At 40.8% G+C, this 20,177-nt stretch carries 16 protein-coding genes; 7 read left to right on the plus strand and 9 right to left on the minus strand.

All coding sequences use genetic code 11. The features are described 5' to 3' along the window. Nucleotides 1-12: 12 nt before the first annotated feature. The 6 genes from KXJ59_RS01195 to guaA all read right to left on the minus strand — a co-directional run bounded on the left by KXJ59_RS01195 (nucleotide 13) and on the right by guaA (nucleotide 7,061). Nucleotides 13-912 carry a histone deacetylase gene (locus KXJ59_RS01195; RefSeq protein WP_295200235.1) on the minus strand — a complete coding sequence of 300 codons (900 nt, stop codon included), beginning with the start codon at nucleotides 910-912 and terminating at the stop codon, nucleotides 13-15. Beyond that, nucleotides 909-1,562 (minus strand): ligase-associated DNA damage response endonuclease PdeM, encoded by a 654-nt coding sequence (gene pdeM, locus KXJ59_RS01200; RefSeq protein ID WP_295200238.1) that lies wholly within the window; start codon nucleotides 1,560-1,562, stop codon nucleotides 909-911. The genes KXJ59_RS01195 and pdeM overlap by 4 nt, the downstream gene beginning before the upstream one ends. A gap of 34 nt (nucleotides 1,563-1,596) precedes the next feature. Next, nucleotides 1,597-4,062 carry a ligase-associated DNA damage response DEXH box helicase gene (locus KXJ59_RS01205; protein ID WP_295200241.1) on the minus strand — a complete coding sequence of 822 codons (2,466 nt, stop codon included), beginning with the start codon at nucleotides 4,060-4,062 and terminating at the stop codon, nucleotides 1,597-1,599. An 86-nt stretch (nucleotides 4,063-4,148) separates the two neighbouring features. Continuing rightward, on the minus strand, nucleotides 4,149-4,301 hold the full coding sequence (locus KXJ59_RS15965; protein ID WP_363265447.1) for a DUF2256 domain-containing protein: 153 nt from the start codon (nucleotides 4,299-4,301) through the stop codon (nucleotides 4,149-4,151). A gap of 35 nt (nucleotides 4,302-4,336) precedes the next feature. Beyond that, nucleotides 4,337-5,518, minus strand: a complete 1,182-nt coding sequence (locus tag KXJ59_RS01210) for a hypothetical protein (RefSeq protein WP_295200242.1) — start codon at nucleotides 5,516-5,518, stop codon at nucleotides 4,337-4,339. A gap of 7 nt (nucleotides 5,519-5,525) precedes the next feature. Further along, nucleotides 5,526-7,061 (minus strand): glutamine-hydrolyzing GMP synthase, encoded by a 1,536-nt coding sequence (guaA, locus tag KXJ59_RS01215; protein ID WP_295200243.1) that lies wholly within the window; start codon nucleotides 7,059-7,061, stop codon nucleotides 5,526-5,528. A gap of 119 nt (nucleotides 7,062-7,180) precedes the next feature. On the opposite strand from guaA, the gene KXJ59_RS01220 reads away from it, so the two are divergent. Continuing rightward, nucleotides 7,181-7,903: a head GIN domain-containing protein gene (locus tag KXJ59_RS01220; RefSeq protein ID WP_295200244.1), complete on the plus strand. Its 723-nt coding sequence runs from the start codon at nucleotides 7,181-7,183 to the stop codon at nucleotides 7,901-7,903. Between the two features lie 96 nt (nucleotides 7,904-7,999). Beyond that, nucleotides 8,000-9,196, plus strand: coding sequence for an MFS transporter (locus KXJ59_RS01225; RefSeq protein WP_295200245.1), 1,197 nt, complete (start codon nucleotides 8,000-8,002; stop codon nucleotides 9,194-9,196). Between the two features lie 77 nt (nucleotides 9,197-9,273). On the opposite strand, the gene KXJ59_RS01230 is transcribed toward KXJ59_RS01225, so the two are convergent. Further along, nucleotides 9,274-10,998 carry a M14 family metallopeptidase gene (locus KXJ59_RS01230; protein WP_295200246.1) on the minus strand — a complete coding sequence of 575 codons (1,725 nt, stop codon included), beginning with the start codon at nucleotides 10,996-10,998 and terminating at the stop codon, nucleotides 9,274-9,276. 30 nt (nucleotides 10,999-11,028) lie between these two features. Here KXJ59_RS01230 and KXJ59_RS01235 point away from each other — a divergent pair, with 30 nt between their 5' ends. Both KXJ59_RS01235 and KXJ59_RS01240 read left to right on the plus strand, forming a co-directional pair. Continuing rightward, entirely contained in the window at nucleotides 11,029-11,709 is a 681-nt protein-coding gene (locus KXJ59_RS01235; RefSeq protein WP_295200247.1) for a response regulator transcription factor, read from the plus strand. 12 nt (nucleotides 11,710-11,721) lie between these two features. Beyond that, entirely contained in the window at nucleotides 11,722-13,101 is a 1,380-nt protein-coding gene (locus tag KXJ59_RS01240; RefSeq protein WP_295200248.1) for a HAMP domain-containing sensor histidine kinase, read from the plus strand. A gap of 60 nt (nucleotides 13,102-13,161) precedes the next feature. On the opposite strand, the gene rpsT is transcribed toward KXJ59_RS01240, so the two are convergent. Then, a complete protein-coding gene (rpsT, locus tag KXJ59_RS01245; protein WP_295200249.1) occupies nucleotides 13,162-13,416 on the minus strand; it encodes a 30S ribosomal protein S20 in 255 nt (84 codons plus the stop codon). Nucleotides 13,417-13,700: 284 nt separating this feature from the next. Here rpsT and KXJ59_RS01250 point away from each other — a divergent pair, with 284 nt between their 5' ends. The 3 genes from KXJ59_RS01250 (at nucleotide 13,701) to KXJ59_RS01260 (ending at nucleotide 18,991) form a co-directional block, all read left to right on the plus strand. Then, nucleotides 13,701-16,448 (plus strand): 2-oxoglutarate dehydrogenase E1 component, encoded by a 2,748-nt coding sequence (locus KXJ59_RS01250; RefSeq protein ID WP_295200250.1) that lies wholly within the window; start codon nucleotides 13,701-13,703, stop codon nucleotides 16,446-16,448. 46 nt (nucleotides 16,449-16,494) lie between these two features. After that, a complete protein-coding gene (gene odhB, locus KXJ59_RS01255; RefSeq protein ID WP_295200253.1) occupies nucleotides 16,495-17,712 on the plus strand; it encodes a 2-oxoglutarate dehydrogenase complex dihydrolipoyllysine-residue succinyltransferase in 1,218 nt (405 codons plus the stop codon). Between the two features lie 73 nt (nucleotides 17,713-17,785). Then, complete coding sequence (locus KXJ59_RS01260) at nucleotides 17,786-18,991, plus strand: methyltransferase domain-containing protein (protein WP_295200255.1); 1,206 nt, start codon at nucleotides 17,786-17,788, stop codon at nucleotides 18,989-18,991. A 4-nt stretch (nucleotides 18,992-18,995) separates the two neighbouring features. Here the strand turns inward: KXJ59_RS01260 and mnmA are convergent, their stop codons facing one another. After that, nucleotides 18,996-20,105: a tRNA 2-thiouridine(34) synthase MnmA gene (gene mnmA / locus KXJ59_RS01265; RefSeq protein WP_295200257.1), complete on the minus strand. Its 1,110-nt coding sequence runs from the start codon at nucleotides 20,103-20,105 to the stop codon at nucleotides 18,996-18,998. Between the last annotated feature and the right edge of the window lie 72 nt (nucleotides 20,106-20,177).

The following is a 20,177-nucleotide window of genomic DNA, read 5'->3' on the forward strand; positions in this document are numbered from 1 at the left end:
TTCGCAGAGAAATTAATACAAGGTAGCAGCCAATCGAAACGTATTACAGTGAGCTTCTACAATGGTTCGTACATCGGGAGAGTAGCCACCACCCATCGCAACAGTAACAGGAATATTATTTGTTCGAAGTGTTTGAAAAACAAATTCATCACGTTGCCTGCATTCATCAAGTGTAACTTTCAGTTTTCCAAATTTGTCTGTTTCAAGTATATCCACGCCGGAGAGATAGAAAGCAAAATCGGGTTGTACGGTTTTAATAAGATGCGGTAATGTTTCTTTCAAAAGAGAAAGATATTCAGTGCCGGTAGTGCCGTCTTTTAAAGGAAGATCAAGATCGGACTGTTCTTTATGAAAGGGATAATTATGTGCACCATGCATGCTGAATGTAAATACTGAATTATTGTTTTCAAATAATTTGGCAGTGCCGTTTCCCTGGTGAACATCAAGGTCGATGATTAATATTTTCTTTACTTTTTGTTGAGCCAATAAATAATTGGCAGCAACGGCCATATCATTCAATAAACAAAAACCTTCACCCCTGTCTGCAAAAGCATGGTGGGTGCCACCTGCTACATTTAAGGCCACACCATACTCAAAAGCATAAGAGCAGCAATCAATAGTGCCCTGTGTAATAATAAGCTCCCTTTCTGTAAGTTCTGGTGATTGGGGGAATCCGATTTTTCGTTGTTCAGATGCAGTTAATGTTTGATGGAGCAGTTTGTCAAGGTATTCTTTATCATGGGTCAACAAAATTGTTTCATGATCACAAACGGAGGGTGTAAATAAATTTTTTTCGGTAATCATGCCCTCATGTAATAACTGGCCCGGTATCAGCTCATACTTAAGCATTGGGAAACGATGACCTTCGGGTAAAGGATGCGCATAGATAGGGTGATAAGCGATCCGGATCATTGAATTTTGATGATTGACTGGTTCACGATGGCAAATACATGATCATTTTTTTTCGCTTGCACAATTGTAAGGCCTGAAAAATGACTAAATGCAGGTAAAATGGCTTGCTGTTCTGTAAAATAGAAACAGGGGAAACGGAGTGACTGTTTACCCGCACCCCTGATTATACAGCCGGGATGAAGATGACCGGAAAAAACAAAAACATCTTCTGACTGAGTAGTGCCTGTATTATCGTGTATAAATAGGAATGAGTTTAATTGAAATTGTTCAACGATATCTACAGACGCATTACGATACCATTCTTTTTGCAGGATATCATGGTTTCCTTTTACCAAGATCATGGGTAGGGCAGACAGATCGTTTCTCCATTTCAGGAAAAAATCCATCTCTTTATTTTCAATGCTGTGAAAAAAATCGCCTACGATTAATATTTTTTCGGGGTTAAAAAAACTGATCTGGTGAAACAGTCGCTGGAGATCCTGCTGGTAGATCGATTGAGGAACAGCAATACCACTCTTTCTGAAGTGTCCTGTTTTCCCAAAATGTAGATCAGATAAGATCAGGGTTTTTTCTTCTTCCCAGTATAATACCCTTTCCGGCGAAAGCCAGAAATGATGATCCCTGATGCAATGTAAAACAGGTGCTGTCATAAAAAGCCAAAGATAAAGATACAAGCGTCAATGTTCAGAGAAGTTGTTGTTGCATTCTTCGTACCCTGTCTTCCAGTTGTTCCGACGACATATTTTCACGCATACTGTCTACTTTAATTGGGAAACAAAAAGGGGTTAACCGATTTGGAAACCGGATAACAATTTTACCATTAATAATTCTTGTTAAGGTATTTCTTAATCTTACTTCTTCCATCTGTTGATCAAATACTTCCTGGTAAGCCTGCCTGAGTAAGAGATTATTGGGTTCATAGTCACTGAATACCTTGAAGAGCAGAGAAGCTGAGGATTGCAGGTGTCTGGCTTTCTTTTGTTCACCCGGATAACCCTGGAACACGAGGCCCCCGATTACTGAGATATCCCTGAATTTTCTTTTAGCCATTTCCATTGAGTTCACACTTTGTGTAATATCGTTCAGTAAATTCTCAGTACTGAATAATTCGGTAACATTACTGTCGTCTAAAGGAATAGGCTGATCGCTTAGTAATTCAAAACCATAGTCGTTCATTACAAATGAAAAGGTAATGGGTAATATTTTGCTCATTCGCCAGGCGAGCAAAGCTGCCATCGCTTCGTGAACAAGTCTTCCTTCAAAAGGGTAAACAAATACATGAAACCCGTCTTTTGTTTCTATATGCTCTATAAGCAACTCATTTTCTTTGGGAATATGTGATAGTGATTTCTGGAGTTCAAACAGAGGCGTTAGTGCCAATAATTCAGGTTCTTTGGTTTTTTTACCAAGTGCGTGGTCAAAAGTCTTTCGAAGCATAAGGCCGAGGTTAGCCGTTAAAGGCATTCGCCCTCCCATCCAGCTTGGCACAATTGACTTTTTAGATGAAGAAGGTTTCACCGTTACAGTCATTTCTTTAATGCCAATCAACTCCAGGTTGCGCCCGGCAAGCGTAAAAACAGAACCTGGTTCGAGCCTGCTGATAAACCATTCTTCAATAACACCAATAAATTTTCCATTCATGAGTTTCACTTTCAGCATCGCATCACTTACGATGGTACCGATATGCATACGATGCCGCATGGCAATTCTCCTGTTGGTAATTTTATAGATGCCATCTTTGATCTCTACTTTTCTGTATTCATCGTATTGTTGCAGTGCAGTGCCGCCCTGTGTAATATGCAGTAATACATCCTGCCATTCCTGGTCCTGCATGTCAGCAAAACAATGTGTGTCTTTAATTTCTTTCAACATTTCGTCTGCACGGAATCCCTCACTGATGGCAAGCGTACATAAATATTGCAAAAGCACGTCATAAGCAAGCAAAACAGGTTCTCGTTTTTCGATTACATTTTTTTCTATCGCAGTTTTTAAAGCAACGGCTTCTACCAGTTCCAATGAATGAGTCGGCAGAAAATAAATACGGCTCATCTCGCCGGGTTGGTGACCACTTCTGCCAGCCCGTTGTAAAAAACGTGCAACCCCTTTGGGAGAACCTACCTGTATAACAGTATCAACCGGGCGAAAGTCAACACCCAGATCAAGACTTGCGGTACAAACTACAGCTTTTAATTTTTGTGTATGTAATGCATCTTCTACCCATTGCCTGAGCTCTTGTTCAATACTTCCATGATGTAACGCAATGGCGCCAGCCAGGTGAGGAGCAATCGATAGAATGGTCTGGTACCATGTTTCTGTCATTCCTCTTGTGTTGATAAAGATCAGCGTGGTATTACTTGCTTCAATGATGGGGATAATTTTTTCTGCAAGCTTGATGCCAAGGTGTCCGGCCCAGGGATATTTTTCAATTTCATCTGGTATGATCGATTTTATTTCGATTTGTTTATCGATCTGTGCACGGATGATTACGCCATTTTGCCGGATAGGAGACAGCAATACTTCTTTGGCTTCTTCGAGATTGCCAATTGTAGCGCTGATGCCCCACACAGACAGCGGACGATTATTTATTTTAGCTATACCTGCCAGACGCGATATGGCCAACTCAACCAGTACACCTCTTTTACCTCCCAACAGTTCATGCCATTCATCAACAGCAACAATTCGTAAACAGTTAAACAGCTCAGGATAACCTTTCTGTGCCAGCAATAAATGCAGACTCTCAGGCGTAATAATCAGCACTTCGGGCATATTTCTTTTCTGTTTCTGCCTTTCAGCTGTATCTGTATCCCCGTTACGAATACCTATTCGCCATGACATATTCAATGCTGCAATTACTTCTTCCATGGCCCTGCCGATATCTTTTGCCAAAGCCCTCAAAGGAGTTACCCATAACAATTGTAGACCATTATTTTTTCTGGAACGGTAATCGTGTGGATGATCATTGATAAACTGAATAATACTTCCAAGAAAAATGGAAAATGTTTTGCCACAACCTGTAGGTGCATTGATTAAACCGCTATCTCCTTTTTGAATCTGGTTCCATGCTTCTAACTGAAAAGCAAAAGGTGAAAAACCTTTACCCGAAAGCCATTGTTCAATGACGAATTGTCCTTCTGTTATTTTGCTTTTCATTTACCAGACAAATGGGGCTGTAATTAGAATCATCTAAAATATTCATTTCAGATGGCTTTTGATATTGCTTTATTAGAAAAGCGGGCTTACTGGTTATTTTTATTTTTTTTACACCGCTCGGAGCAATATTTTAATTCAGCCCATACTTTTTCCCATTTCTTCCGCCAGCTAAATGGCCGATTACAGGTTACACAGACTTTAGAGGGTAGACTTTTTTTATTGCCCTTGAATGATTTCACGGCATCACTAACAAAAAAATAAACTGATTGTTGAATTATTGCTGGCTGACTGAACGTATCTGACCATCCATTTTTCGGATATAGTACAGTTTTTTATTCTCAAGATAGTCAACGGCTCCGGCATTACTGCTATAGGGTCTTACCGGCTGAATATCGAAATCATTAAAGAGTTTTACACTTTTATCGTTGATATTGGATATCAGTTTACCCTCATGTTTCACAAGTAGCCTGGTAAAACGATACATGGCTTCAAAACCTTTAAAGACCATATCGCTGGGTCTACCTGAGAATTTATTTCTGTAGGCATTAGTAATATCAAGCCCCAGTTTATCTGTTCTGATAAAATGATAGGGAGTGGTGTAGATGATTTCAATATTTCTGTCTACTCCTCTTAAGGCATCCCATGTAGGCATACCCATTGCAATGCTCCTGTATTTTCTCGATTCACTGAGTGATTTTACGAGATTGGCCCCAAAAGTTTCATTCAGGGATCCGCAGATGATAATATTTTGCCGGGTACTGTCGAGATAGCTAATTACCTGGCTGGTTGTAAAACTGTCTGTTAGTTCCACTGTTTTTATTCTCAGGGGTACACCAGAGGTTGTACGGCTGATATCGCTGAATGTTGATTGTATGAGGTCTTCTACACCACCTTTTCTCCTGAACATGCTGATATTACTTGTAGGGTATACACGTTGCAAATACCGATAGATGCCTTCCAGGTGTGTTTTTAGTGTGGGATTAATAAGAATAAAATAGGGGTTTTCACTAATCCCGCCATCATTTGGATAGGTGTGTGAGATCAATGGTATCTCATGTTCCAATGCAAAATCGGCTAGTGGTTTTATTTCTGCCCGGTTGTTAAACGACGCAATTATAAGTGAAACCTCACGCAGTGTAGTATCGGTTAAAGCATAACTTATATTTCCTTTGGCAGACCTGGTGTCATAAAACACCACTTCAACTGGCGCCTGTTCTTTACTGAGAGAATCAACCGCAAGCATGATACCGTTGTAAAAATCAAGTCCGGGCATCATATACCTTGGTAATATCTGGCTACCTAAACGATAAGTACCGTCGGGAGTAAATGCAGAATCTACGTACACAGGTGCAAATACCGCAATCTTGTATACCCTTTCAGTAGTTTGCGAATGAGTATTATTCATCAGGCAGATGAACAGCAGAAAGGATAATATGATTTTTATATGACTTCGCATTTTACAACTATTCCCACTCGATAGTAGCAGGTGGTTTACTGCTGATGTCGTAAACAACCCTGTTAATACCCCTAACATTATTAATAATCTCATTCGACACATGTGCCAGAAATTCATAAGGCAGATGGGCCCAGTCTGCAGTCATCCCATCAACAGAAGTAACGGCTCTTAATGCAACTGTAAATTCATAAGTACGTTCATCGCCCATTACACCCACACTTTTTACCGGTAATAAAATGGCACCGGCCTGCCATACCTGTGTATATAGATTATGTGATTTCAACGCTTTGATATAGATATCATCTGCTGCCTGTAATAAGGCTACTTTTTCTTCGGTTACTTCTCCCAATATCCGGATGGCCAAACCAGGTCCGGGGAAAGGGTGACGGTTAATCATATCTGCCGGAATACCCATTTCAAGCCCTACTTTTCTTACTTCATCTTTAAATAAATAACGAAGCGGTTCAACAAGGTCGAGGTGCATGGTATCTGGTAACCCACCCACATTATGATGCGATTTGATGGTTTGTGAAGGACCATGAACACTTACGCTTTCAATTACATCGGGGTAGATAGTGCCTTGTCCGAGGAACTTTACACCGGCTACTTTTTTAGCTTCTTCCTGAAATACATCAATAAACAGACGACCGATTACTTTTCGTTTTGCTTCCGGATCTGTTTTGTCTTTAAACTCATTATAAAAAAGTTGTCTGGCATCTATACCTGTAACATTAAGACCGATGGTTTTATAGGTATCCAGTACCTGTTGAAATTCATCTTTTCTCAGTACACCATTGTCTACAAATATGCCATGTAACCTGTTGCCAATGGCTTTGCTGATTAATGTGGCAGCTACCGTACTGTCTACACCGCCACTAAGCGCCATAATTACATGATGATCGCCAATTTGTTTTTTCAACTCTTCCACTGTTTCATGAACAAAGGAAGCGGGTGTCCAGTCCTGATTGCAACTACATATATTAACGAGGAAATTTCTGATAATTTTTTTTCCTTCTGTTGAATGATATACTTCAGGATGAAACTGGATGCCATATAAAGGAAAGGTATCGGTAGTTGTTTTTTTGAATGCAGCGATGGGGATGCTTTCTGTAATGGCGGTAATTACAAATCCCTCAGGCAAGGAAACAATTGAATCGCTATGGCTCATCCAAACCTGCGAGCCTGTGGAAACACCTTTCAGTAGCTGATCTTCTTTCAACACTTCCATTCTGGCTCTTCCATATTCTCTTTTGTTCGATTTATCTACCCGGCCACCGAAATTTTTAGCAGTCAGTTGTGCGCCATAACAAACACCCAGTACCGGTACTTTACCGATCATGGCTGCTATATCAACATTCGGGGCATTTTCCTCATTTACACTGAAAGGCGATCCGCTCAGGATAATGCCTTTTAATCCTTCTTCATAGGTAAAAGCCTTGTGAAAAGGGATGATTTCGCAATAAACGTTGGCTTCGCGAACGGCGCGGGCAATCAACTGGGTATACTGGCTGCCAAAATCAAGAATGAGGATTTTTTCTGTCATGGCGCGAAGGTAAATGAATTTTTGGAGGCGTTCAAGTGGTATCAGTGGTTATAAAATCCTTAGGAATGGTGCTGAATTGCATGGGCTTTTCAATATTTTCGGGGTCTTAAAACAATCATATGAGAACCTTATTGGTGATATTTGCCATCCTGGTAATGGCCGGATCCTGCATTTTTATTGATTCAGAAAGCGTAAAAGGCAATGGTATCATATCCGTGGAAGAACGTAAAGGACTGAATGCGCACCGAATCAGACTTTCAGGTTTTATGGATGTGGAACTTACCCAGGGTAATGGTACCGAGGTAAGAGTGGAGGCAGACGAGAACTTGCAACAATATATTATTACCGAAATGGATGATGATGTATTGGTGATTAAAATGAGGAACAATATTCGTTTTATCAACAGCGAAAGACTCAAAATATATATTACCACCGACAGACTGGAACAACTCACTTTATCGGGTTCAGGAAATATTTCCGGCACTAATAAATTCACTGGTTCCGATCGCCTGAAACTGCGTGTATCGGGTGTGGGCGATTTAAAATTAGATCTCAATACCCCTGAGCTGGAAGCAGAAATAAGCGGCAGTGGCTCTCTGGTATTGAGCGGCGAGACCAGGAATGCTAAAATACAGATCAATGGAGTGGGCGACTGTAATGCCGAGACCCTGAAAGCCGAAAATGCCTCAGTGAAAATTGCAGGTAGTGGTGATGTAAAAGTATTTGCAGACACTAACCTTGATGTTACCATTCGTGGTGTTGGGTCGGTCTACTATAAGGGAGCAGCCACTGTTTCGCAAAAAATAAGCGGGAGCGGAGAAGTCAAACGTCTGGAAGAATAAAATATCATCAGGTAACTCGACTGGGTTACCTTTTTTATTTGTGGTTATTAAACTTACTCCCTTAAATTTTTTGTTATTCGATCTAAAGACGATTATATGAATTGGAAAGAAAGGATTTTGTTGATTTTGTTGGCCAGTGTAAACTTTACGCATATCCTCGATTTTATGGTGATGATGCCACTGGGTAATTTCCTGATGCCTTATTTCAAGATTACGCCCGGACAATTTAGCGTCATAGTAGCTTCATATAGTATCAGTGCGGCCGCCTCCGGATTTGCGGCTGCCTTTTTTGTGGATGGGTATGACCGTAAAAAAGTATTGTTATTCGGGTATATCGGTTTTGTAATTGGCACCATCTGCTGTGGTATCGCCCCAACTTATACTTTATTACTTGCTGCAAGAATTACAGCGGGATTATTTGGCGGGCTGATAGGAGCTCAGGTTCTGAGTATTGTGGCTGATAGTTTTCCTTATGAGAAAAGAGGACAGGCGATGGGTATTTTATTCTCCGCTTTTTCGCTGGCATCTATTGTGGGAGTACCCGCGGCATTATACATGGCCGGATGGATGGGCTGGCATACACCATTTTTAGCGATAGGGGGTCTTGGCATTATCATTATATTGTTATTGAGTCGATACTTACCACCAATGTCTGATCATATTCATGGTGTAAGAATTAAACCCATGCTGATGCTGAAGAATGTGATCAGTAGCCGCAAACAACTGGTAGCACTTGGTTTATCGGGTGCATTAATGCTTGGGCATTTTCTGATTATTCCTTTCCTCAATCCATATATGGAATTCAATGTTGGGTTTACGGATACGCAGCGTAACATGATTTATATGGTGGGTGGGCTTGCTACTTTTTTCACTTCTCCATTTATTGGGAAACTGGCAGACAAATATGGTAAGCATAACACTTTTATCGTTTTTGCATTGGTATCGCTTATTCCTATTTTTCTGATTACCAATATGCCAGCTATCAAATATTACTATGTATTGATGGTAACGGGTATCTGGTTTGTATTAAGTACCGGAAGAGGTATTCCCGCACAGGCCATCATCAGTAATGTAGTACCTGCAGAACAACGTGGAAGTTTTATGAGTTTTAATGGCTCTATTCAACAGTTGTTTTCAGGTATTGCATCGCTGATTGCAGGGGCCATTGTAATCAGTAAACCCGATCACACCATAGTTCATTATTCCTGGGTAGGTTATCTCAGTATTGCAATTGTATTGTTCTCCGTATTTATCGCGAGGAAATTGTTGCAGTATGAGAAGGTAGATAGTTAATGGTCCATAGTCCATAGTAAAGCAGATATTTTTACTATGGACTATGGACCATCAACCATGGACCCAAACCTCATCACTCATCTCAACTTAAACACTGGGTACCGCATATGTGCAGGTTCGTAATAGGGTGAGTTTTTATATACAAAATCCAGTTGAGCGCTTGCATTGGCAGCAAATTTTTCATCTGCTTTTTTCTTTGCATCCAGTTCAGCCCTGAGTTCGGGATGTTCTTTAAGGTATGCTGCTGCTACATCTTCCCAACGATAATTGCTATAACCTTCTTTCTGTTGCAGAATGGCATCAAAAAAATTCCAGGAAAAATAACTGTCATCAGCACCGGGCTCCAGTGTTTCGAAAAGGAAACGATCTGCTGACTGGCCCGTATAAAATAAATAATCTCCTTTCCTGAACTGTATTTTTTGCATATCGGTACTCAGTTTTACACCTGATTGTCGGTAATGTTTTTCAAATGAGCGGGTAGCTGTCCTGTACTCACTTATTTTAGTTACCTCAACTTCAATAAGTGTATCATTTTTTAACCGCTGCATATTTACTTTATTGATACTTAATAATTCTATCACCTCATGCCAGCCTTGTGGAATAATATAGGCTTTTGGTTTTTGAACAAACTGTTCTCCCCTGAAATAATTGAAATATTTGATCTCTTTGGTATAGGGTTTAGTCCGGTCATAATACATCCTGTTCATACCGGTAACATCGCTGGTTTTTTGTGCAGATGCATACCCCAGAAAACGTACCATATCGTAACGAGATGTATCAACGCGGTAAGTAAGCGGAAATTCCTGCTGGAAACGAATAGTCTCAATAGCTTTTTGCCTTGTTGATTTAATGGCAGCAGCCTGTTTGGTAGCTTCTTCCAGGAATGTTTGCATCAGTGAATAAGTACTTTTAACCCTTTGCTCAAAAGGTTTTAGCATATGTGTTTCAGGCATAAATGCCATTGTTTGAAATAAAGTAGCATAACCGCTGCTATAGCGTGGAGGATCATAAAAAGCTACCCAGTTTCTTTCAGGATTACCCCCTTCAAAACTCACATAAGGAACCAGCGGCCAGTTTTTTTGTTCCATCCCTTTGTACAAAGAAGGTTCAAATACATCATGCAGGTAGTCTCCCAATACAGAACCAAGTTTACTATGTTGAGAAGTAAGCAGGGTCATGGTATGCTGGTAGTCTGCACCATCACTTACATGATTGTCTACCAATATATCGGGATTCAGGAATTGAAAAATGCGGGCAAATTCTTTGGCCTCACGGCTGTCGCTTTTAATAAAATCCCGGTTCAGGTCCAGGTTTTGTGCATTGCCCCTGAAACCATAACTCACAGGCCCTTCCTGGTTTACCCTGGAAAAACTGGTTCTGTTTAAACTTCCACCAATATTGTACACTGGAATAATACCAAGTACCACATTGTCGGGGGCTTTGAGTTTTCCGGTAACAAGGTCACGGAGCAGCATCATGCTGGCATCAATGCCATCTGGTTCGCCGGGGTGAATGCCGTTGTTGATCATAATAACAACTTTATTCTCCTTATGCCACTGTAAAGGATCATGTTTTCCGTCGGTACTGAATAGAACAAGATGTAACGGGTAACCGGCATCAGTTAATCCAAATTCTTTGATCCTGATACTCGGAAATGCTGCATCCAGTTCTTTATAATAACGTATGCATTGCTCGTACGTAACGGTTTCTTTACCAGCCGTTTTTTCAAAAACAGTTTGCCATTTCTGGGCAAATAATGTGGTAGTCAGGAATACTTGTAGGAGAAGCAGTATTTTTTTCATTACTTTCAAGTTGAAAATTTATTCAAAGTAATGGAAAACCCGCATAGTATATTACTGGTAGAGGATGAAGCCAAACTTGGCCAGATAGTACGGGACGAATTAAAGCGGCAGGGATACCTGGTAGATCTGGCTGTTGATGGAAAAGAAGCTGAAATCTTTTTCAGGTCGAAAACCTATTCCATCATTTTACTAGATGTAAATCTGCCTTATAAAAGCGGACTGGAATTGTGTAAAGAATTCAGGGCAGCCAATAAAACCGTACCCATTGTTATGTTAACGGCAATTGGACAGATACAGGATAAAGTAGAAGCTTTTGATCTGGGTGCCGACGACTACATGGTAAAACCTTTTCACTTTGAAGAATTATTTGCCCGGGTAAAGGCATTGCTTAAAAGAACAGATAAACCTGCAGAAGACGAGAAAATTGTGGTGGATGATCTTACAATCGATATGAGAAATAAATCGGTAACACGTGGTGAACTTCAAATTAACCTGACAGCAAAAGAATTTACCCTGCTTACTTTATTGGCGCGTAACCGTGACAGGGTAATCTCCAAACAGGAAATACTGGAAAAAGTATGGGACCTGAGTTTTGATACAGGTACCAATACCATTGAAGTATATATCAGTTTCCTCCGCAACAAGATTGATAAACCATTTGAACAGAAACTGATTCATACAAAACCCGGATTTGGTTATTACATCAAATAAATTAAACCTGGGATGAGTTTTAAACTCCGATTTGCGTTGCGGTTTACTTCTGCTGTTGCAGTAATCCTGCTGATTTGTTTTGTCAGTATTTATTTTTTATACGCAAATTACCGGCAACAGGATTTTTACAGCAGGATGAGATCTGAAGGACTGGAAGTGTATCGGCTTTTATCAAAACTGGGAAATGAAGACCAGGGCAAGTCACTGGAAATAATTCGTGAAGTACACAGCAGTATTATTTCCGGAGAAGAGATGCTGATCCTCGATTCAAACCGGCATATGCTTTTTTCAATTCCTGAAACAACTGATAGTACCCGCTTCAGTACCATATTTCAAAAAATAAATATAGCAGCAGACCATACCGAAGCTTCAGGTGATCGCCAATATATAGGACTGTATTTACCTCTCGAGAAAATACAAATGGTAATATCGGGAATCGATGAATCAGGGTTAAAACGGTTACAAAACCTGAAACTGATTTTATTGATTGTATTTGCTGTGGCATTGCTGATCAGCACTTTCATCTCTTTCTTGTTTAGTAACCAGGTGTCTCAACCATTGCTGGCTTTAAGTAAGCAAATGGAAACCACTTCGGAAGTAGATCTGAGGAAACGTATTCCGGAAAATGCAGCTTTTACAGAAGTGAACCTGGTGGCAAGAAATTTCAATGCCATGTTGGAACGACTGGAGCAGACATTTGAGTTTCAAAGAAGTTTTGTTCATCATGCTTCACATGAACTCAGAACCCCACTTGCTACCATGTTGTCGCATACCGAGTCGGCACTGGCCAACAGACTTTCTGAAGAGGAATACCGAATTGTGCTCGGGTCATTAAAACAGGATCAGGAAAGAATGATTGAACTCACCAATTCACTGTTACTTATTTCGCAGTTTGAACAACAGGGTTTTGACCACACCTGGCCTATTTGCAGGGTGGATGAAATTTTATATGATAAAATCAGTATCAATGTAAAAATGTTCCCGGATCTCGGGATATCACTGGTTTTCCTTAATACGCCGTCTTCTGATGATGACCTGAGCATCAGGGGAAATGAAGCCCTGCTTAAATCAATGTTCAGTAACCTGATACGCAACGGGTACTATTATTCTACGAACAAGAAGGTGGAGATATTATTGGAAATAACTGAAAACAAAGTGCTGGTGCATGTTGATACCAGAGGTGAACATTTGAATGAAACGGAAAGGGAAAAAATCATGATGCCGTTTTTCAGGGGAGAATATGCGCGGCAGAAAAAAACAACAGGTGCGGGGCTGGGTCTTACCATTGTTCAGCGTATACTGAATATGCACAAAGGGTCGCTGGTATATTCGCCTATGCCCAATCAGGTAAACCGGTTTACAGTAATATTACCCAAAGCAATAACGGTATAGGGCCATAAAAAAACCAGCCCAGGGGCTGGTTAACTATTTATGCTGAAAATCCGTTAAGGATTAAGCGGTTGCGCTTGCTTTCTTAGCCAGTTTGCTCTTCAGGTTAGCCGCTTTGTTTTTGTGGATAATACCACGTTTAGCCAACTTGTCGATCATAGAAAGAACGTCAGGTAACTGCTCTGTATAAGCCTTGGTATCTGCACCGGCTTTCAGTTCACGGATAGCGTTACGGGTTGTTTTACCATAATAACGGTTACGATCGCGACGCTTAGCAGCTTGTCTCACATCTTTCTTGGTAGCTGAATGATTTGCCATTTTCTGTTTTTTTCAGGACGGCAAAGGTAAGGACTGGAACCCAAACAGGGAAATTTTTTATTAAAAAAAGTCCGAAAGTCCGGAAGTCAGAAAGTCCGGGAGATCCAAGGAATCAGTTTTTTAGCGAAGATAACCGGCTTTTTACCCAAATCTTTCTGACTTTCGGACTTTCCGTCTTCCGGACTCTTTCCACCCAAATTGGTCAAAAATTAGGCATTTTTTCTCCCTTCAATGACCGATATTTGCCAACCTGTAATTTAAAATTGGACGTATAATATCTACTCATGAAGGATTTTTCGTATATCACAAACTCACATCCAGCTTTTATTGAGAGTCTTTACCAGGAATTTGTTCAGAACCCTGAAGCCATTGATCCCGACATGAAGAAGTTTTTTGAGGGATTTGATTTTGCAGTAGCCAATGGATCAGGACCGGTAACTGGTTCAAACACACAGGCCGTAGTGGCTGCTGATGGAATTGATTGGATGAAGGAGATCAGGGTATACAGGTTGATTCTAGGTTACAGGAACAAGGGGCATTTACTCGCCAAAACCAACCCGATCCGTGCCAGAAAAGACAGGGGTGCCAATCTTGATCTGTCTTTTTTTGGGTTGTCTGAGGCAGACATGAATACAACTTACCAGGCAGGTAACCTGATTGGTTTGGGAGCCACTACTTTAAAAAATATACTCACTCATCTCGAAAGTTGTTATGCTTCGAACGTGGGTATTGAATTCAAATACATCAGCGATCAGAAAAAAATTGACTGGCTTACCAATGAAATGGAAAGGCAGTTTACACAGCCGCTTTCACTTGATAAGAAAAAACGCATCCTCGAAAAACTGAACCAGGGGGTGATGTTCGAAAAATTTCTACATACCAAATATATCGGTCAGAAAAGGTTTTCACTCGAAGGTGGTGAAACAACCATTGCTGCACTTGATACCATCATCAATACAGCTGCAAATAACGAAGTGCAGGAAGTGGTAATTGGTATGGCACACAGAGGGAGATTGAATATACTGGCCAATATTATGGGTAAAACCTATGAGCAGATATTCAGTGAATTTGAAGGAACGGCGGTTATGGATCAAACAATGGGTAGTGGCGATGTGAAATACCATATGGGGTATGGCAGTGAAATACAGACGGCAGATAACAAAACCATTCACCTTAAACTCATGCCCAACCCATCGCATCTTGAAGCGGTTGATCCTGTAGTGGTTGGTTTTGCAAGAGCAAAAGCAGATGTTTTATATAAAAGCGATTTCGATAAAATTTTACCGATACTCATTCACGGCGATGCATCAGTAGCCGGACAGGGTGTGGTGTATGAAGTATTACAAATGAGTAACCTGCTGGGTTATTATACCGGCGGAACCATTCACTTTGTAATTAATAACCAGATTGGTTTTACCACTGATTTTGATGATGCACGCAGTGCAGATTATTGTACTTCTATTGCGGCCATGGTTCAGGCGCCTGTATTACATGTAAATGGAGATGATGCAGAAGCAGTAGTGAAATGTGCCGAGATTGCCACCCGCTACCGTCAGGAATTTAATTCAGATATTTTCATTGATATGGTTTGTTACCGTAAACACGGTCACAATGAAGGCGATGATCCAAAGTATACACAGCCACAATTGTATGCGCTGATCGATAAACACCAGAATCCCCGCGAAATCTATACACAGTTCCTCATGCAAAACGGAGAATCCGATGCGCAGCAACTGGCAAAGGAAATGGAGAAAAAATTCTGGGCCGATTTGCAGGAACGTCTGGATGAAGTGAAACAAAATCCTTTACCGTATAAATACCAGCAACCTGAACTGGTTTGGAAAAGCTTGGGTAAAGCCACAGAAGAAAGTTTTGATCATTCGCCCATAACAGCTATTGCAGAAACAGAAGTAAAACGTTTATTCAACAACCTCATGCAATGGCCGGCTGATTTCAAACCACTGAAAAAGGTGGAGAAATTATTGCAGGATAAAATTAAACTGCTTGAAACAGAACAAAAGATAGACTGGGCCACTGCAGAATTACTGGCTTATGGCTCCATACTGGTAGAAGGAAATATTGTACGCATGAGCGGCCAGGATGTGAAACGTGGTACATTCAGTCATCGTCACGCTATTCTGCGTGATGAAAACACAAACGTAGAATATAATCGACTGAATCATTTCCAGGAAAACCAGGAAAAATTCCGCATTTATAACTCTTTGTTAAGTGAATATGGTGTTCTTGGGTTTGAATATGGTTATGCCATGGCGAATCCTAATGCACTGGTAATATGGGAAGCGCAGTTTGGTGATTTCTGTAATGGAGCACAAACGATGATTGATCAGTTTATAGCAGCAGGGGAGCAAAAATGGCAACGCCAGAATGGGGTTGTGATGTTGTTACCACATGGTTATGAAGGACAGGGGCCGGAGCATAGCAGTGCCCGTCTCGAACGCTTTCTTCAGATGTGTGCAGAGCTGAACATGGTGATAACCAATATTACCACGGCTGCCAATCTCTTCCATGCATTGCGTCGCCAGTTAAGCTGGAATTTCCGTAAACCCATGATTAATTTCTCACCAAAAGCCAACCTGAGAAATCCCGGCACATACAGTTCTGTCAATGACTTCACCAATGGCGGATTTAAAGAATTGATTGATGACAGTTTTGTAAATGATGCAGCACAGGTTAAAAAAGTATTACTGTGTAGTGGTAAAATTTATTTTGAACTGGCAGATCAGCAACAAAAAGAAAATAGGCAGGATGTGGCTGTGGTTCGATTGGAGCAACTGTATCCATTGCCCCATAAACAACTCGAGGTCCTGCATAAAAAGTACAATAAAGCAACCTGGTTCTGGGTACAGGAAGAACCATTGAATATGGGTGCCGCTTCTTTCCTGCAAATGAACCTGAAGAGCATAAACTTTGGTGTCATCAGCAGAAATGCCAGCGCTGCCACTGCAACGGGTTATGCTAAAGTACATGCTGCGGAGCAAGCTGAAATTATCAGCACAGCTTTCGGTATCTAATGATAAAAAGAAGATTTGAATTTATAATCATAAACAGGTAATTCCGATGATCGAGATAAAAGTACCAACAGTAGGAGAGTCCATTAACGAAGTAACATTGTTGAAATGGACCAAAAAAGACGGTGAGTGGGTAGAGCGCGATGAAGTGATTGCAGAACTTGAAAGTGAAAAAGCCACTTTTGAAGTAAATGCAGAACAGGCAGGTATTTTAACGACCGTTGGTAAAGAGGGAGATACATTGAATATTGGTGATGTACTCGCTAAAATTGATGAAACGGCTGCTAAGCCGGAAGGCCAGCCTGTTGCCAAAGAAGCACCTGCTGCAGCACCAGTTGCTAAAAATGAAGCACCTGTAACATCTGTATCAAATGATGTAAAAGCAACACCGGTGGCATCAGCCATTATTGCCGATAAAAAAGTAGATCCCAGTTCTATAAAGGCCACCGGAGCTGGTGGTAAAATAGTAAAACACGATGTACTGGAAGCATTATCCAATCCAGGTAAAAAATCACTGGCTCCGGGTGGAGAATTGTTTAGCAGGAATGTACGCCAGGAGAAAATGAGTAACCTGCGTAAAACCATCAGCAAACGCCTGGTAGAAGCAAAAAATACAACGGCTATGTTAACCACTTTTAATGAAGTGGACATGACCCGTATTATGGATGTGCGTAAACAATATAAAGATAAATTCAAGGAAATACATGGCGTAAATCTGGGCTTCATGAGCTTTTTCGCCAAAGCCTGTGCCATTGCATTGGGAGAATGGCCCTCTGTAAATGCATACATTGATGGCGATCAGTTGATATATCATGATTATGCAGATATTAGTATTGCCGTGAGTACGCCTCGTGGACTTACAGTACCGGTAATGAGAAATGTGGAGAGCCTGAGCATGGCCGATGTAGAGAAAAAAGTAGTAGAGCTGGCAGGTAAGGCAAGAGACAGTAAATTAACCGCTGATGAATTACAGGGTGGAACTTTTACCATTACTAATGGCGGTGTATTTGGCAGCCTCATGAGCACGCCGATCATCAATATTCCTCAAAGTGCCATTTTAGGCATGCATAAAATACAGGAAAGACCAATGGCTATCAATGGCCAGGTGGTAATTCGCCCGATGATGTATCTGGCACTTAGCTACGATCACCGCATCATCGACGGCAGAGAAAGTGTAAGTTTTCTTGTACGCGTAAAAGAGTTGCTGGAAAACCCTGAACTGCTTCTGTTTGGGAAGGATCCTGTAAAGACCTTACTCGAGGTCTGAGCATTCAATTTTAAAGAAATTACTGTAACTTGATAGGGCTATGTTTTATCTGGTGGCTAATCTATGATAAAACATGATCCAATGTGATGAACTGAACCCCATGATGCGATTCCAGTCATATTTTAATACTGCTATTGCCCTGATACAAGGGTATAATGGAACAACACCTCTCGTTCATTATCTTAAACAATATTTCGCTGTTGAAAAAAAACACGGGGCCAAAGACAGGAAATATATAGCTCATCTCTGTTACAGTTACTACCGGCTTGGGCATGCGTTAAAAGAGTTAACGGTAAAAGAACGTTTGCGTATAGCACTTTTTTTTGCAGAGAAAATGCCCGGTTATTGGAACGGTTTATATAAACCAGACTGGATAAAAAACTGGAGCGATGATTTGGTAGAAAGAGTGGCCTACGTTGAACAACAATACCCGGTATTCAGTATCCAGCATATATATCCATGGAAGGAAGAAATGAGTGCAGGAATTGATCTTGCCGAATTATGTTATGCTCAGTTTACGCAGCCAGATCTTTTTATACGGCTTCGTCCGGGTAAAGAAGAACAGGTAAAACAAAAACTGAAGATTGCCGAAATTCACTTTACAGAAATTGAAAAGGCAAGCCTTGCCATGGCCAATGGCACCAAATTGGATACAGTATTGAATATTGATGAAGAAGCAGTTATTCAGGACCTGAATTCGCAACGGATTGGTCGTTTTTTCCCCGCCGATATTTTATCATCGCCTATAAAGGTATGGGATTGTTGTGCCGCCAGTGGTGGTAAATCGATACTGGTAAAAGATACATTGGGAAATATTGATCTTACTGTTTCTGATGCACGTAATAGTATCCTTCATAATCTTCAGGCCAGGTTTGAAAAAGCAAAACTTACACAGTACAATGCTTTCCAGGCAGATTTATCAACATCAACCTTTCAGCCCACTGAAAATGCCTTTGATTTGGTGATTTGTGATGCACCCTGTACCGGCAGCGGAACATGGTCTAGAACACCGGAACAGCTTTCTTTTTTTGGAACAGATAAGATCACCCTTTTTACGGCGTTGCAGAAAAAGATCAGTCAAAATATTATCAGTACCGTTAAACCGGGTGGTTATTTAATGTATATCACCTGCTCGCTTTTCAAAAGAGAGAATGAAGATATTGTGAACCTGCTGTTAGCAGAAAATAAATCGCTGGAACTGGTGAAACTGGAATTATTGAAGGGCTATCATCAGAAATCAGACACTATGTTTGTAGCGTTGCTAAAGAGGAAATCGTAATATTTTACACTGGTAATAATTCACCACGTTGAATAATACCACCTCCGATTACATCATTGCCTTCATAAAAAACGGCACTCTGACCTGGAGCAATGCTCTTTACATTTTCATAAAAATGTGCACGTATGCCATTCTCACTGGTATATAAGTTAGAGAGTGCTCCACGGTCTTTATAGCGGATGCGTGTAATGGCTTCCATACCATCAGTAATGCCATCATATTTCATCCAGTTGATTTTTCCAACCAGCATGTCGTTTTGTTCAAGATCAGTTTCTTCACCCAGGACTACCGTATTGGTGTCGGGGTCAATAGCTGTTACATAAGCAGGCTTGCCCAATGCTATATCCAACCCTTTTCTTTGTCCGATGGTATAGAAAGGATAACCTTTATGGCGGCCAAGTTTATTGCCGCTTTTATCAACAAACCAGCCACCGTTTACTTTTTGTTCCAGTCCATCCACATTTCTTTTCAGGAAACCACGGTAATCATTGTCGGGTACAAAACAAATTTCGTAGCTCTCACTTTTTTTGGCCAGTTCAGGATAACCCATATCCATCGCCATTTGGCGGATATCTTTCTTGTGGTATTTACCCAGAGGCATCATGGTACGGCTCAGCAATTCCTGATCAAGTCCCCATAGCACATAACTCTGGTCTTTTAGTTCATCTAAACCTTTACTGATAACATATCGTCCATTCTCATGCTTTCTCACTTCTGCATAGTGACCGGTAGCAATAAAATCGCAGTTCAGTGCATTGGCTCTTTTTAGCAGGGCGCGCCATTTGATATGGGTATTACACATAACACATGGATTGGGTGTGCGGCCTGCGAGGTATTCTTCTACAAAGTTCTCGATCACAAAGCCACCAAATTCTTCCCTGATATCTAAAATAAAATGGGGAAACCCATGATGTACTGCTGCCTGTCTGGCATCATTGAATGAATCAATATTACAACAGCCTGTTTCTTTTGAACTGGTACCGCTGCTGGCATAATCCCAGGTTTTCATGGTAATACCTACTACTTCATACCCTTCATGGTGTAACATGAGTGCCGTAACGGTACTGTCTATACCGCCACTCATTGCCACCAACACTTTTCCTTTACGGCTCATTACTGAAATTATTAGTCTGCAAAAATACGAATAACCCGGCTAAATGGCATCTTTAGCACAGTAATGGGGTAA

This window comes from Sediminibacterium sp., from assembly GCF_019264485.1.
Classification (GTDB): Bacteria; Bacteroidota; Bacteroidia; order Chitinophagales; family Chitinophagaceae; genus Sediminibacterium.

Coding starts and splice junctions, on each gene's coding strand:
- KXJ59_RS01195 (WP_295200235.1), bottom strand. CDS start 912: ATGATCCGGATCGCTTATCACCCTATCTATGCGCATCCTTTACCCGAA.
- pdeM (WP_295200238.1), bottom strand. CDS start 1,562: ATGACAGCACCTGTTTTACATTGCATCAGGGATCATCATTTCTGGCTT.
- KXJ59_RS01205 (WP_295200241.1), bottom strand. CDS start 4,062: ATGAAAAGCAAAATAACAGAAGGACAATTCGTCATTGAACAATGGCTT.
- KXJ59_RS01210 (WP_295200242.1), bottom strand. CDS start 5,518: ATGCGAAGTCATATAAAAATCATATTATCCTTTCTGCTGTTCATCTGC.
- guaA (WP_295200243.1), bottom strand. CDS start 7,061: ATGACAGAAAAAATCCTCATTCTTGATTTTGGCAGCCAGTATACCCAG.
- KXJ59_RS01220 (WP_295200244.1), top strand. CDS start 7,181: ATGAGAACCTTATTGGTGATATTTGCCATCCTGGTAATGGCCGGATCC.
- KXJ59_RS01225 (WP_295200245.1), top strand. CDS start 8,000: ATGAATTGGAAAGAAAGGATTTTGTTGATTTTGTTGGCCAGTGTAAAC.
- KXJ59_RS01230 (WP_295200246.1), bottom strand. CDS start 10,998: ATGAAAAAAATACTGCTTCTCCTACAAGTATTCCTGACTACCACATTA.
- KXJ59_RS01235 (WP_295200247.1), top strand. CDS start 11,029: ATGGAAAACCCGCATAGTATATTACTGGTAGAGGATGAAGCCAAACTT.
- KXJ59_RS01240 (WP_295200248.1), top strand. CDS start 11,722: ATGAGTTTTAAACTCCGATTTGCGTTGCGGTTTACTTCTGCTGTTGCA.
- rpsT (WP_295200249.1), bottom strand. CDS start 13,416: ATGGCAAATCATTCAGCTACCAAGAAAGATGTGAGACAAGCTGCTAAG.
- KXJ59_RS01250 (WP_295200250.1), top strand. CDS start 13,701: ATGAAGGATTTTTCGTATATCACAAACTCACATCCAGCTTTTATTGAG.
- odhB (WP_295200253.1), top strand. CDS start 16,495: ATGATCGAGATAAAAGTACCAACAGTAGGAGAGTCCATTAACGAAGTA.
- KXJ59_RS01260 (WP_295200255.1), top strand. CDS start 17,786: ATGATCCAATGTGATGAACTGAACCCCATGATGCGATTCCAGTCATAT.
- mnmA (WP_295200257.1), bottom strand. CDS start 20,105: ATGAGCCGTAAAGGAAAAGTGTTGGTGGCAATGAGTGGCGGTATAGAC.